Below are 13,993 nucleotides of genomic sequence, written 5' to 3' on the forward strand. Positions count from 1 at the left end.
TCCGGCCAAGACCGCAGCCAAGGCTCCGGCCAAGAAGGCTCCGGCCAAGAAGGCTCCGGCCAAGACCGCAGCCAAGAAGGCTCCGGCCAAGAAGGCTCCGGCCAAGCGCGGAAAGTAGTCGCGTTCGGGTGAAAAACCCGATGCCGTAAGACAAAGAGGTGCAGCCGCGGATCTGATCCGCGGCTGCACCTCTTTTTGCTGTCTGGGAGAAGTGTGAATTCTCCTGTGTTTCAGTGCTTTGCAAAACTACCGAATCGAGCTGGGGCCGGTTGGTCCAAATCCCTCAGGAGTTGGCGACTTTGGGGAGCGGGCTGTCGAGGTGATCGGCGGCGACGAGACGGCCGTCGAGGAACGAGAGCACCCAAGTGCTCGCCTTACGGTTGCGTGCAGAGGGCAGTGTTACACCGGCCGTATCAGCCCACCAGCGCATCAAATCGGGGATGACGCCTCCTTGGCTGCAGATCACTGGAGTGCCCTCCAGTGCGGCAATCTGCAGCGCACGTGCCCGAGCGGCGTCGGGATCGGCCTCGTAACCTTCTTCGGTCAGAAGAGGTTCCGTCGAAATCTCGACACCCAATGCCTCAGCCAACGGCATTACGGTGTCGATGCAGCGCGTACGGTCAGCCGCGAAAACCGAATCGGCTCCGAAGATTTTCAGCTGTTCGACCAAGGCGGCGGATTGTTCTTTGCCCTTGGCGTCGAGTGGACGCAAATTGTCGTCGCCCTTGTACCGCTTACGGCTTCCAGCCTTTGCGTGGCGGACGAGTAATACCGTTTTCGTGTCAGGCCGAATGGAAACGAAGCGGCGAAGAATCATTCGATCCATCGGGTAGGAAAGATGATCGGCGACCTCGGCGACCGGAAGCCAATAGAGAACATCTACTTCGTTATTCGGCCCGAAATCTCCGTCGACTGCTTCGGCCGACCAGTATTCGACTCGTTTGAGTTTGCGATGTCCCGGGATCGGGTACGTCACGCCACCGAGGTGCCTTCCGAAACGTCCGGTGATCGAGGTCTCTTCGCGGACCTCGCGAACTGCTGCGGTCAAGAAGGTCTCGCCTGGATCGAGCTTTCCTTTGGGGAATGACCAGTCGTCGTACTTCGGTCGATGTACGACGGCGATCTCGATGGCGGAAGGATCCTGGGGAGCCTTCCGCCACAGAACCGCGCCTGCGGCAAAGATGTTGGCTTTGACCGGCTTGTCGCTCATGGTGTGATCCGAGCCCGTCAAGACCCGCTGGCGGTGCGGCTGCGCATCAACGACTGTTGATGCTCACGTACGTCCTCACCGCGTTCGGGGGCAGCTACCCAACTGCCGTCCGGATGCAGTACCCAGCAGCGAGTTCGCGGATCGAGCGCGGAATCGAAGATGTCACCGAGCTGCTTCGACAGTTTCGGATCCTTGACCTGCACCATGACCTCGACGCGGCGATCGAGGTTGCGGTGCATCATGTCTGCGCTGCCGATCCAGAATTCGTCGGCCGAGCGGAAGTGGAACATTCGCGAGTGTTCGAGGAACCGCCCGAGAATGGAACGTACTTCGATGTTTTCGCTGAGGCCCGGAACACCAGGCTTGAGCGCGCAGATTCCGCGGACCACGATCTCGACGGGGATACCGGCCTTGGACGCGCGGTACAACGCGTCGATGACCTGCTCGTCGACCAATGCGTTGGCCTTCAAGCGGATACCGGCATCGCGGCCTGCGAGCTTGTGCGCGATCTCGTTGTCGATCCGCTCGATGATCCCGCGGCGAACCCCGTACGGCGCGACGAGAAGGTTGCGGTAGCTCGTCTTGCGGGAGTATCCGGTCAACGAGTTGAAGAGGTCGGTGAGGTCAGCACCGATCTCCGGTGCTGCGGTGAGCAATCCGACGTCCTCGTACATGCGCGCGGTCTTCGGGTTGTAGTTGCCGGTGCCGATGTGGCAGTAGCGACGAATGGTCGAACCTTCGCGCCTGACGACGAGGCAGGTCTTGCAGTGAGTCTTGAGACCGACGAGACCGTAGACGACGTGAACGCCGGCCTGCTCGAGTTTGCGTGCCCACTTGATGTTGGCTTGCTCGTCGAAGCGCGCCTTGATCTCCACGAGGGCAACAACTTGCTTGCCGGCCTCGGCGGCGTCGATCAGTGCGTTGACGATGGGGGAGTCGCCCGAAGTTCGGTACAGGGTCTGCTTGATCGCGAGCACCTGCGGGTCGGCCGCGGCCTGTTCGATGAAGCGTTGAACGCTGGTGGAAAACGAGTCGTAAGGGTGGTGGACGAGCACGTCGCCCTCGCGCAGGGTCGAGAACACACTCTTCGGTGTCTCACGCTCGCCGAACGCCGGATGCGTCGCCGGGACGAACGGAGCGTCCTTGAGCGCCGGGCGATCGACGGCGTAAACCTGCCAGAGGCAGGACAAGTCGAGGAGCCCGGAAACCTCGATCACGTCAGCCGGATCGACGTCGAGTTCACGCAGAAGCAGTTCGAGCATGTGCTCGGTCATGTCGTCGGCAACTTCGAGGCGAACGGGCGAACCGAAACGACGACGCGCCAATTCACGTTCGAGTGCCTGCAGCAGATCCTCGTCCCGATCCTCTTCGACCTCGAAATCGGCGTTGCGTGTGATTCGGAAGGCGTGATGTTCGACGATTTCCATTCCGGGGAACAGCACGTCCAGATGAGCCGAAATCAGTTCTTCCATCGGGAGGAACGAATCGATGGTGGACGAAGACGTCGTGCTCTTGACTCGCACGAACCGGCCGACGTTGTCGGGGACCTTGACGCGAGCGAAGTGTTCGCCGCGGGTGACGGAGTCCTTCACTGTCACGGCGAGGTTGAGGCTCAGTCCGCTGATGTAGGGGAACGGGTGGGCGTGATCGACTGCCAACGGCGTCAGTACCGGGAAGACCTGCTCGTGGAAATGCGCCGAGAGCCGGCCGTGATCGTCGGCGCTGAGGTCGGCCCATCTAACAATTGAAATGCCTTCTGCCGCCAGGGCAGGGCGGACCGAGTCGAGAAACACGTGTGCGTGCTTGTCGGCGAGTTCCTGGGTGCGACGCGCAATGAGCGCCAATTGTTCGCGTGGGGAGAGGCCGTCGGCGGACCTGACCGACAGTCCCGTCTCGTCGCGGCGCTTGAGTCCGGCGACCCGGACCATGAAAAATTCGTCGAGATTGGAAGCGAAGATGGCGAGGAACTTTGCGCGTTCGAGCAACGGCAGTGACTCGTCGGCAGCCAATGCGAGAACACGGGCATTGAAATCGAGCCAGCTGAGTTCGCGGTTTAGGTAACGATCTTCGGGAAGTCCGACGAGCAATTCGGGTAGCTCTGCCTTGGTAGCTGCAGGGGGAGCGCCCGGGATGTTGGTGGCGACCGCGACGGCCTGAGATCGCGGCGAGGTGGCCGCGCCGTTCTCGTGTCGGCCGGAGCTGTGGTCTCCGTCCGACTGGTCTTCGGAAATACGGTTTTCGAGTGCTTCGCCATTGCTCACTCGTCGATCATCCCCCACAATCGCGCGGTCCGACAATCGATGAAAGAAAATTCATCGACTGTTCGACGGCGTGGCCTTGAGTCTGGTCAACGAAGCCAATGTCGCGGGGCCTACTCCCAGTGCGCGCACGGTGTCGAGATCGGCGTGGGTATCGACGTCGGTGCGCAGTCCCGGCCATTGGCCGTTGAGTGGACGAGCACCTGAATTAGCATGTCCCCGTGCGGATTCCGGACCGAATCGGGGGTCGAGCGCACTCTCGCCACACGCAAACAATGCGGAAGTGCCGGTGCCGTGGTGATCGACGACGACTGAACGTCCACCGCTTCGGGCGGCGGCCACGGCCTCCGTCAGTTCGCTCGGTTGCATCGCGGGCAAGTCGGCTTGCAGCACAACGAGGTCGACCACTCCGCGTTTGGCTCGGATATCGGCGGCCGCTGCACACAACGCTGCGTTGAGGGTTTCCTCCGCGCGCGATGAGGCGCCGTTGGTCAGCGAGATGTCGGGAGCTGGATCGGCGTAGACCGTCACGCCGACGGAATACGCAAGAGCGGCAACGGTCGGGTCTGGGGTGACCACCGTGACGGTGTCGATGGCAGAGACGGCGGCAACGGTCGCGAGGGTGTCGTGAAGCATGGCCAACACGAGGTCTGCACGCGCGTCCGCGTCGAGTTCGCCCGCGAGCCGGGACTTGGCCGATCTCAAGGACTTGACGGCCACTATCGCATGCATGGGGCGTTCGATCTCCGTGCGCGCATGCGGTGTCTCCACGACGTGTGGGTACGGGGGTTCCGCGCTGTCCATCCCTCGATCTTGCCAGTCATCACGCTCGGTGTCCGCGGCTGCCCACCGCAGTGCACCACAGGCGATACTCTGTGCAGACGATTTTTCTGGCGGCGACCCGCTTCGCCGGGTAGACGGGGTGAGCGTGTGAGTAAGGCAGCTGTATTGGGCGCAGGTTCGTGGGGAACAGCGTTGGCCAAGGTGATGGCCGAGGCCGGAACCGACGTGACGATGTGGGCCAGGCGTGAAGAGGTCGCGAAGCGCATCGACACCACGCACGAGAACAGCGACTATCTGCCAGGCATTGCTTTGCCTTCGTCGATTCGCGCGACCCACCACCACGAGGAGGCGATGGCAGGCGCTGACTTCATCGTGCTGGCGGTTCCCTCGCAGTCGCTACGGGGAAACCTGGAGCAGTGGAAAGGCTCGATCGGACCCGATGCGACTCTGCTGAGTCTGGCCAAGGGAATCGAGACCGGGACGCTCATGCGCATGAGCCAGGTCATCGTGTCGGTGACCGGCGTGGAACCGGGGCGCGTCGCGGTGCTCTCGGGCCCGAATCTTGCACACGAGATCGCCAGCGGGCAGCCAGCGGCCACGGTGATCGCCTGCTCGGATTCCTCGCGTGCCCTCGCTCTCCAGGATGCTTGCGCTACCGGCTATTTCAGGCCGTACACCAACTCCGACGTCATCGGTTGCGAGATCGGTGGCGCGTGCAAGAACGTGATCGCGCTGGCCTGCGGCATGGCCGCCGGTAGTGGATTCGGCGACAACACGGTTGCCAGCATCATCACCCGTGGTCTCGCCGAGACGATTCGGCTCGGTGTCGCGCTCGGCGCCAAGGCGTCGACGCTTGCAGGCTTGGCGGGCGTCGGTGACCTGGTCGCGACCTGCACGTCCGAGTTGTCGCGAAACCGGACGTTCGGAGAGCGACTCGGACGGGGCGGGTCGATGGAGTCGGCACAGAAGGCAACCAACGGTCAGGTCGCCGAGGGCGTGAAGTCGTGTACGTCGGTACGCGCACTCGCTGCCGGCTACGACGTGGAGATGCCGTTGACCGACGCCGTCCATCGGGTGTGCCACGAAGGCATGGCCGTCAGTGATGCGATCGGTCAGTTGCTCGGACGCCGGACGAAGCCGGAATGAGTGAAATTAATGTGAGTGATTTCGAGGGTTACGGGGATTCGACGCGCAGTGTGAGCGCCGTTGCGCGCGAACACGCTGCGGGCCAGCCCATGCAGCTGGGTCCGATATTTGCTGCGCCGTACCAACTTTCGGTGGACGAAGGCTCCGAGTCCGATACCTATGCTCGAGCGTCGAACCCGGGTTGGCGCGGACTCGAATCGGCGCTCGCGGCGCTCGAAGGAGCGGACCACGCACTCGTCATGGGGTCGGGGATGTCTGCGATCACCGCGACCTTGCGCAGCGTGCTCGTCGCCGGGGATACCGTCGTCGTGCCCTCGGACGGGTACTACCAGGTGCGGTTGTACGCGAACGAACGTCTGGCTCCGTTGGGAATCACCGTTCGCGAAGTCTCGACCCTGCAGATGGGCGACGCGAGCTTCGCGGATCTGCTCGACGCGTCACCGGGTCGCGTGGTCGTCGTCGCCGAGACGCCGTCCAACCCGGTGCTGGACGTGGTCGACCTTCGCGTGCTCGCCGACGTGTGTCACCGATCGGGCGCGCTGCTGATCGTCGACAACACGACTGCGACACCGCTGGGGCAGCGCCCGCTCGAATTGGGTGCCGACGTCGTGGTGGCCAGCGGTACCAAGGCACTCAGCGGGCACAGTGACCTCCTGATGGGTTACGTCGCTACTTCCGATGAGGCGGTGAGTCAGCGGATCGAGCGTGAGCGACTTCTTTCGGGAACGGTGCTCGGCCCCTTCGAGACGTGGCTTGCGCACCGGAGTCTCGGCACGGCAGGCCTGCGATTCGGGCGTCAGTGCGACAACGCGCTGGCCCTGGCCGAGATGTTGGCTGGACACAAAGCGGTCCGGTCCGTTCGTTATCCCGGCCTTCGCGGTGACCCGTCCTACACAACGGCATCCGGTCAGATGAAACGATTCGGCGGATTGGTGAGCGTCGAGTTGGATTCGGCTCAAGCATTCCACTCGTTCGTCGAAGCGAGCGCGCTCGTCACGGCCGCCACCAGCTTCGGTGGGATCCACACGACGGCGGATCGTCGTGCGCGCTGGGGCGATCCGGTCAGTGCGGGTTTTGTCCGAATCGCTTGTGGCATCGAGGACACCGCCGATCTCCTGGCCGACATCGAGCGCGCGCTCGACGCGTGAGCGGACCACGTCGATGATTTCCGGCCCGGCCCGATCGCGTGCCGAAGTCGATTCGGCGGTACGGTTTGACGCGTGAACAGCAGCCGTACCCGCGTGGCCGTGATCTTCGGTGGCCGGAGCAATGAGCATTCAGTGTCCTGTGTTTCCGCCGGAAGCGTCCTGAGCAACCTCGACCCGGATCGGTACGACGTCGTACCGATCGGCATCACCGTCGACGGTTCCTGGGTCCTCGGGTCGAGCGACCCCAGCTCCCTCGCGATCAGCGGGCGCGCGTTGCCGTCGGTCGACAAAGACGGAACGTCGGTGGTCCTCAGCGCGGACCCCACCCGCGAGGGCGAGGTCATCTCCTTCGACGGCTCCGACGCCGGTGCTGTGCTCGCGTCGGTCGACGTCGTTTTCCCCGTTCTGCATGGGGCTTACGGCGAAGACGGCACCATTCAGGGATTGCTCGAACTTGCCGGGGTTCCGTATGTCGGACCCGGAGTCCTGGCCAGCGCCGCCGGCATGGACAAAGAGTTCACGAAGAAGCTTCTTGCCGCTGAAGGACTTCCCGTCGGAGTGCAGGTCGTGCTTCGACCGGGAATCGCAACGCTGACCGAAGAGCAGAAGGCGGAGTTGGGCCTTCCCGTGTTCGTGAAGCCCGCTCGTGGTGGTTCGTCCATCGGCATCACCCGGGTGAGCAATTGGGACGGTCTGGACGGGGCGATCGCTCATGCGCGCCTGCACGATCCCAAGGTGATCGTCGAAGGCGCGATCATCGGCCGTGAGGTGGAATGCGGCGTCCTCGAATTCCCGAACGGTGACGTCAAGGCGAGTGTGGTCGCTGAGATCCGGATGCCGGATTCCGACACCGATTCGGACGCGTTCTACGACTTCGACACCAAGTACCTCGACGACGTCTGCGAATTCGACATCCCCGCGAAACTCGACGAGTCGGTGAGCGACCAGATCAGGGAGCTTGCAGTCCGCGCGTTCAAGGCACTCGATTGCCAGGGACTCTCGCGGGTCGATTTCTTCGTCACGGCTGACGGCCCGGTGATCAACGAGATCAACACGATGCCCGGGTTCACTTCCATCTCGATGTATCCGAAGATGTGGAACGCCACCGGAATCGATTACCGCACTTTGATTTCGACACTGGTCGACACCGCCATCGCTCGCGGTACCGGACTTCGCTGATCAGGGAACCGCGACCGGCGCCGGGTCGAGGGGCTTCTGTTCGAGAGTCGCCGTGATGGTGTCGGAGATCTCCTGAATCGGCGTCGGGCCGGTCCCGTCGGGGATCGTGATACCGATGTACTCACCGCGGTCTACGGCAAACCAAGTGCTCGCAGCCAGACCGACGTCGGTTCCCGAGACCTGGAACCATTGGACACCGTTCACAACCTGAAGTGCTGCAGCCTGGTCGAACTCGGTCGGACGGTCGAGCCCGCAGCGCAACACGATCGGCTCACCTTCGCTGCGCTGCCAAGCTGCCGCTCCAGCCGGAGCGGGGTCAACCAACTCGGCTTTCGTGAAGTCGTCGATCTTGTCGGGGAGCGCACCGAGGAGGGAAACGCAGGCCTCCGACTCCGCTGCCGGTGCCGGTACGGGTCCCAGCGCTACCGGCGAGAGTTCAGGGTTGTTTCCCGCGACGACGGCCGCGATCACCACTCCGACGATCAGGGCTACCGGGAGCGCGATGGCGGTGGCGATCAGCGCCGGACTGCGGCGCTCGGACGGATCGTTGTCACTATCGGGGTCGATGTCGGCGTTGTCTGCGGTGGAGGTGTTTTCTGCCATGCTCAGTTCTTCGCTCGGGTCCTGGTCCAGTCGATCAGCGGTCTCGTCACTTCTGAGGACACGTCGGTGAATCGGTAGGATTGCCGACACACGCGTGAGCTTGCAGAAGCATTCACGACCACAGCTAGAAGGTACCGCAGGCCGCTTACGGGCGAATTGCGTCGGCATTGGAGACACTCATCGCATCATCGGAGTTCGCTGCATCATCTGAGTTCACAGCATCATCGGAGTTCGGGTCAGAGCACACTGTTGAACAGGTGGGGGAGTTCGACGTGATCGCGCGATCTCTGGTCGGCCGAATCCAACCGGTCACCACCGAATTGGGGCCGGGTGACGATGCCGCGATCGTGACGTCCGGAGACGGCCGTGTGGTTGTCTCGTCCGACATGCTGGTCGAAGGTCGGCATTTCCGAATGGATTGGTCTTCGCCACGCGACATCGGCCGAAAGGCAGTGGCACAGAACGCTGCGGATGTCGTCTCGATGGGAGCGCGGCCGACGGCATTCACCGTGTCTCTGGGATGCCCGCCTTCGACTCCGGTCGACGTGATCGACGCAATCTCCGCGGGAATCTGGGACGCGGCAACCGATCTGGGGGCCGGTGTGGTCGGCGGTGACCTGGTCCAGTCGCCGGTGGTCGTGGTGTCGGTGACCGTGCTCGGCGATCTCGGTGGCCGTCCGGCAGTTCTGCGTTCGGGAGCAAAGATCGGTGACAAGGTCGCGGTCGCCGGGTTGTTCGGTTGCTCGGCAGCAGGGTTGGCACTACTGCTCGACGAAGCCGTATTGCTCGACGAAGCCGAAAGCTTTCCAGACTTGCTTGCCGCTCATCGTGTTCCGAATCCGCCGTATCAATCGGCATGGGACGCCGCAGAATCAGCACATTCCATGACGGACGTATCCGACGGATTGATCGCGGACCTTCGACATCTCGCAGAGGCCTCGCACGTGCGGTTCGACATCGTCTCGGCCGCGGTTCCCACCTCACTCGATGTCGCATCGGCGGCCGAGGCGCTCGACGTCGATCCGCTGGACTGGATCCTCTCCGGTGGTGAAGATCACGGATTTGCAGCAACTTTCGGGCCTGAGGTCGAGATTCCGTCGGGTTGGACTGTGATCGGTGAGGTTGCGGCCGGTTCCGGCGTGAGCGTCGACGGTTCGCTTCGCGAGAGCGGTGGGGGCTGGCACAGCTTTTCGACCACCGGCACCACCGCGGTATAGGTTGCTTTCATGGCTGTATATGCACTTGGAGACAGAGTTCCGGACATTCATCCGGACGCATACGTTCACCCGGACGCAGTGGTGATCGGCGCCGTGACTCTCGCGGCGGGCACCTCGATCTGGCCGCAGGCGGTATTGCGTGGTGACTACGGAACCATTTCGGTGGGAACCGGATCCAACATCCAGGACGGAACTGTCATCCATTGCACCGCCATCGATGCGACTGTCATCGGTTCCGGTTGCGTCGTGGGCCACAACGCGCACATCGAGGGGTCGACCATCGAGGACCACTGCCTGATCGCATCGGGATCCGTGGTTCTCAACGGAACGGTGATCGGGACGGGGTCGATCGTCGCCGCGGGTGCGGTGGTGGCCAACAAGATGCAAGTTCCCCCGCGCAGCATGGCACTCGGTGTGCCCGCCAAGGTCCGTGCGGGATACGAAGTTCCGCTCGGCCACCTCGACGGAAACGTCAAGATGTACGCAGCCAATGCGGCGTACTACCGCGACGCATTGCGCAGGCTCGACTGATGGCGCCGCTTGCAGAGATCGTCGATCCAGGGTGGGCGCGGGCACTCGAACCGGTCTCGGAGCAGATCTCCGCGATGGGTAAGTTCTTGCGCGAAGAGATCGCTGCGGGACGGGAGTATCTGCCTGCGGGAGAGAACGTCTTGCGTGCATTCACGAATCCGTTCGACGACGTTCGGGTGCTCATCGTCGGTCAAGACCCCTATCCGACGCCCGGTCATGCTGTCGGGTTGAGCTTTTCGGTTGCCCCGGACGTGCGGCCGGTTCCACGAAGCCTCGGCAACATCTACAAGGAGTATCACCAGGATCTCGGTTTGCCGATACCGCCGAACGGCGATCTGACGCCGTGGTCGAAACAAGGTGTGCTGCTTCTCAATCGCGTACTCACCGTGCAGCCGGGTCAAGCCGCTTCTCATCGCAAGAAGGGCTGGGAGCCGGTGACCGAGCAGGCCATTCGCGCTCTGGTGGCGCGGTCGTCACCGATGGTGGCGATCTTGTGGGGTCGTGACGCGGCCACTCTCGCGCCGATGCTCGGCGATACACCGATCATCGAATCAGCGCACCCGTCACCGCTTTCGGCCTCGCGCGGCTTCTTCGGTTCGCGCCCCTTCAGTCGTGCGAACGAACTCTTGACCGGACTCGGAGCCGATCCGGTCGACTGGAATCTGGGCTGATCGAACGGTGTCTGGACGAACCGGCCGTGCCGAACGTCGAGTCGCGACGTTCGGCACGGCCGGTTCGACTAGGCCTGCTTTGCGGAAGTGAAATCGGGCCGACGCTTGTCGACGAACGCGTCGACACCCTCGCGCCCGATCGGGCTGTTCGCCGCGAGGGCGATGGACGCAGCCTCGGCGTCGAGTTGCTCGGCGAGCGAGTTCGTCCGCGACGAACGCAGCAGTGCTTTGATTCCCGAGTACGACGTACTCGGTCCGTTGGCCAAAGCGCGGGCGAGGCGAGCTGCCTCTTCCTGGACCTCGTCGTCGCCGACGAGTCGGGTGAGGATCCCCAGCCGGACGGCTTCGTCGCCACCGATCACAGAATCGTTGAGAAGAATCTCGCGAGCGCGTGCCACGCCGACGATGCGGGGGAGTGTCCACGACATTCCGCCGTCCGGGGTGAAACCGATGGAGGGGTACGCGGGGCGGAGCTTGGTGCCGGTGCCGCCGATTGCGACGTCGGCGAGGCAGACCAGGCTCATTCCGGCGCCGGCAGCCCATCCGTGGACCCCGGCCACCACTGGAGCGGTCGCGGCGTCGAGCGCGCGAACGAACACGTGGAAGACACGGGCAACCTCGGCGACGTACTCGCCGCGGTCAGGGGCTGCGGCGAACGCACGGACGTTGCCGCCGGCACAGAAGTTTGCGCCTTCGCCGACCAGAAGGATGCTCCCGATGTCGTTTCCGACTGTCTCGAGCGCCTGCGCGCCCTGAACCAGTCCTTCGTCGTCGAGGGAGGTGCCGTTGGCGGCGGTGGAAATGGTGATGCGGAGTACGCCCTCGTCGAGGGTCACTTTGCTCAGGTCATCGATGGAAGTCACTCAACGCACATTACGGGTGTCGGACAGCCATACGAAACACGGGGACACATAGATACAGCCACATAGAAACAGCTCTGCCCCCGTCACCGAAGTGACGGGGGCAGAGCCTGCAATAGTTTGTGCTCGGGCAATCAGCCCCGAGCGACCTTGCCTGCCTTCAGGCAGGAGGTGCACACGTTGACCTTACGGGTGTTACCCGGGGCAACCTCGGTACGAACAGACTGAATGTTCGGGTTCCAGCGACGATTGGTACGCCGGTGCGAGTGCGAGACCGACTTACCGAAGCCGGGCCCCTTGGCGCATACGTCGCAGACGGCAGCCATAGTCGCGAACTCCTTGTTAGAAATGAATATTGAAGTGGTTACCCTACACGGTAGGGCAGCCAGAATTACAATCCGAATATACTCGACTTCGAACCGATCCTTGACCGCTCACTGTGCAGTCGAACGTGAAAACAGTCAATCAGCAACAAACAAAGTGCAGCATTATTTCGTGTAGCCCGTTCGAGGCAACCGTGTAAGAGTAACCGCTTCCGGCCCGAATGGCCAAACCGCCCGGTAATGGCGGTTGCGCAGAAGCGTCGGACTACCCTCGACTGCACCGATCACCGATCTCTTTTTCATCGTCAGTCTTTCCATCGTCTGTCTGTCCATCGTGGAGGGGAACCGTCAGTGGGGGAAGTGCAACGCGTCGCCGAAGAAGCGGAATCCGTCGCGGACGGACATCTGCTGCGGCGCTGGGCCCGCCGGGCGGTCGACAGCCTCCAGAAACGTCGCGGTGAGATCAACAGCCTCAACGTCTTTCCCATCCCTGATTCGGATACCGGCACCAACCTGTTGTTCACGATGCGGGCCGCGCTCGATTCCGCCGAGACGATCGAGGACGACGTCCGCAGTGCCGGCCGCGTCGCGAACGCGCTGGCTCGGGGCGCGGTGTCCGGTGCACGCGGTAATTCGGGAGTGATCCTCTCCCAGGTGATCCGGGGTATCGCGGAGAGCGTTCAAGGCGAGCACATCGACGGCCGGAGCTTTGCGAACTCACTGACCACGGCGACGGGACTGGCTTCTCGGGCTGTCTCCGATCTGGTGGAAGGCACCATCGTCACGGTTCTGCGCGCGTCGGGTGAGGCAGCGCAGGAGTGCGTCGACACCAAGACGCCGAGCGGCGAGGACCTTGCTTCCGTGGTTGCCGCCGCTGCCGATGCGGCTGCGATCGCGCTGAACAAGACCCCGGAGCAACTGGACGTTCTGGCGTCGGCCGGGGTGGTCGATGCCGGGGGATTCGGTCTGGTTCTGATCCTCGACGCTTTTGTCGAGGTGGTGACCGGGAAGTCGCAGGTTCGCGAGGATCTGGGGACGCCGGACCCGAGGTCGAGCGCAGTTGTCGACGTCAGCGCATTCGATCACGATTGGGCTCACAAGAGCCCGATCGAATGTGGTGATCACTCGGAACAGGATTTCGAGGTCATGTACCTCGTCGACGACTCGGACGACGATCGCATGACGGCGCTGCGCACGCGGCTGTCCGTCCTCGGAGATTCGACGGTCATCGTCAGCGACGGCTTCGGTGGCTGGTCGGTGCACGTGCATTGCTGCGATGCCGGTGCAGCCGTCGAAGCCGGCCTCGAAGCCGGGAAGGTCCACGGTATTCGCATCAGCAGTTTTCTCGTCGACGAACGCGACCAGTTGGTGGCACGGGCGGAGAGGCGATTCCCGGGTGCCGGTGCCCGCGGCGTTCTGGCCGTCGTTGCCGGTGAGAGTGCGGCGGCGTTGTTCGAGAGTGAGGGTGCGACGGTTCTTCGGTGCGACGACGCGCCGGTGACACGTGCGCAACTGCTCGGCCGCATTCGTCAGATGGAGCGAAGTGAAGTTCTGGTGCTGCCGAACGGAGCCTTGACGGCTCAGGAACTGGTCGCAGTCAGTGCCGCTGCACGCGATCCGCTTCACCAGGTTCTGCTGCTGTCGACATCGTCGATGGTTCAGGGCTTGGCCGCACTTGCCGTTCACGACGCTCAACGCAACGTCGCCGACGACGGCTTCACGATGTCCGAGGCGGCGGCTGCGACGCGCTGGGGATCATTGCGAATTGCGGTCGAGCGTTCGCTGACGTACGTCGGGACATGTGATCCGGGTGACGCGATCGGTCTGATGGGGCACGAGGTGGTGCTCATCGGTCCCGACGTCGCGGAGTCGAGTGCGCGACTGGTCGACCTCGCGCTCGGATCCGGTGGCGAACTCGTGACCCTACTCATGGGCGCCGACGCGCCGGACGACCTGGCCGGGCAGCTCGAGGCGCACGTCATCGCGCACCATCCGGGCGTCGACGTGCTCGTCTATCAGGGTGATCAGCCGGGTGACCTGTTCCAGTTGGGTGTGGAGTGATCG

The 13,993-nt window shown here is 63.2% G+C and carries 13 protein-coding genes; 7 read left to right on the forward strand and 6 right to left on the reverse strand.

The window, feature by feature from the left end; all coding sequences use genetic code 11:
• Positions 1-283: 283 nt before the first annotated feature.
• From FEZ59_RS28095 to cofC, 3 genes are read right to left on the reverse strand one after another with little or no spacing between them, the layout of a single operon-like run.
• Positions 284-1,210, reverse strand: a complete 927-nt coding sequence (locus tag FEZ59_RS28095; RefSeq protein WP_019747939.1) for an NUDIX hydrolase — start codon at positions 1,208-1,210, stop codon at positions 284-286.
• A 17-nt stretch (positions 1,211-1,227) separates the two neighbouring features.
• Positions 1,228-3,471 carry an RNA degradosome polyphosphate kinase gene (locus FEZ59_RS28100; RefSeq protein WP_003942685.1) on the reverse strand — a complete coding sequence of 748 codons (2,244 nt, stop codon included), beginning with the start codon at positions 3,469-3,471 and terminating at the stop codon, positions 1,228-1,230.
• Between the two features lie 51 nt (positions 3,472-3,522).
• On the reverse strand, positions 3,523-4,272 hold the full coding sequence (gene cofC, locus FEZ59_RS28105) for a 2-phospho-L-lactate guanylyltransferase (protein ID WP_134998816.1): 750 nt from the start codon (positions 4,270-4,272) through the stop codon (positions 3,523-3,525).
• A 126-nt stretch (positions 4,273-4,398) separates the two neighbouring features.
• Here cofC and FEZ59_RS28110 point away from each other — a divergent pair, with 126 nt between their 5' ends.
• The 3 genes from FEZ59_RS28110 to FEZ59_RS28120 all read left to right on the forward strand — a co-directional run bounded on the left by FEZ59_RS28110 (position 4,399) and on the right by FEZ59_RS28120 (position 7,724).
• Positions 4,399-5,397, forward strand: a complete 999-nt coding sequence (locus FEZ59_RS28110; RefSeq protein ID WP_019747941.1) for an NAD(P)H-dependent glycerol-3-phosphate dehydrogenase — start codon at positions 4,399-4,401, stop codon at positions 5,395-5,397.
• The gene (locus tag FEZ59_RS28115) at positions 5,394-6,545 is read left to right on the forward strand and encodes a cystathionine gamma-lyase (RefSeq protein ID WP_172933484.1); all 1,152 of its coding nucleotides are present in this window, start codon (positions 5,394-5,396) and stop codon (positions 6,543-6,545) included. The genes FEZ59_RS28110 and FEZ59_RS28115 overlap by 4 nt, the downstream gene beginning before the upstream one ends.
• 72 nt (positions 6,546-6,617) lie before the next feature.
• Entirely contained in the window at positions 6,618-7,724 is a 1,107-nt protein-coding gene (locus FEZ59_RS28120) for a D-alanine--D-alanine ligase family protein (RefSeq protein WP_024487352.1), read from the forward strand.
• Here the strand turns inward: FEZ59_RS28120 and FEZ59_RS28125 are convergent, their stop codons facing one another.
• Complete coding sequence (locus FEZ59_RS28125) at positions 7,725-8,417, reverse strand: DUF3515 family protein (protein WP_172933485.1); 693 nt, start codon at positions 8,415-8,417, stop codon at positions 7,725-7,727.
• Between the two features lie 77 nt (positions 8,418-8,494).
• Between FEZ59_RS28125 and FEZ59_RS28130 the strand changes: the two genes are divergently transcribed.
• The 3 genes from FEZ59_RS28130 to FEZ59_RS28140 are packed head-to-tail and all read left to right on the forward strand — an operon-like array spanning position 8,495 to position 10,746.
• Positions 8,495-9,544: a thiamine-phosphate kinase gene (locus FEZ59_RS28130; RefSeq protein WP_172933486.1), complete on the forward strand. Its 1,050-nt coding sequence runs from the start codon at positions 8,495-8,497 to the stop codon at positions 9,542-9,544.
• A 9-nt stretch (positions 9,545-9,553) separates the two neighbouring features.
• Positions 9,554-10,075, forward strand: a complete 522-nt coding sequence (locus FEZ59_RS28135) for a gamma carbonic anhydrase family protein (RefSeq protein WP_020969320.1) — start codon at positions 9,554-9,556, stop codon at positions 10,073-10,075.
• On the forward strand, positions 10,075-10,746 hold the full coding sequence (locus FEZ59_RS28140; RefSeq protein WP_020907272.1) for a uracil-DNA glycosylase: 672 nt from the start codon (positions 10,075-10,077) through the stop codon (positions 10,744-10,746). The genes FEZ59_RS28135 and FEZ59_RS28140 overlap by 1 nt, the downstream gene beginning before the upstream one ends.
• Positions 10,747-10,814: 68 nt before the next feature.
• On the opposite strand, the gene FEZ59_RS28145 is transcribed toward FEZ59_RS28140, so the two are convergent.
• Together FEZ59_RS28145 and rpmB are read right to left on the reverse strand one after the other, a co-directional pair.
• Positions 10,815-11,609 carry an enoyl-CoA hydratase-related protein gene (locus FEZ59_RS28145; protein ID WP_019747947.1) on the reverse strand — a complete coding sequence of 265 codons (795 nt, stop codon included), beginning with the start codon at positions 11,607-11,609 and terminating at the stop codon, positions 10,815-10,817.
• Between the two features lie 131 nt (positions 11,610-11,740).
• The gene (gene rpmB / locus FEZ59_RS28150; protein ID WP_003942669.1) at positions 11,741-11,932 is read right to left on the reverse strand and encodes a 50S ribosomal protein L28; all 192 of its coding nucleotides are present in this window, start codon (positions 11,930-11,932) and stop codon (positions 11,741-11,743) included.
• 348 nt (positions 11,933-12,280) lie between these two features.
• Here rpmB and FEZ59_RS28155 point away from each other — a divergent pair, with 348 nt between their 5' ends.
• Positions 12,281-13,990 carry a DAK2 domain-containing protein gene (locus tag FEZ59_RS28155; protein WP_020907273.1) on the forward strand — a complete coding sequence of 570 codons (1,710 nt, stop codon included), beginning with the start codon at positions 12,281-12,283 and terminating at the stop codon, positions 13,988-13,990.
• Positions 13,991-13,993: the final 3 nt, after the last annotated feature.

It is taken from the genome of Rhodococcus sp. MS13 (genome assembly GCF_013277835.1).
Classification (GTDB): domain Bacteria; phylum Actinomycetota; class Actinomycetes; order Mycobacteriales; family Mycobacteriaceae; genus Rhodococcus_F; species Rhodococcus_F erythropolis.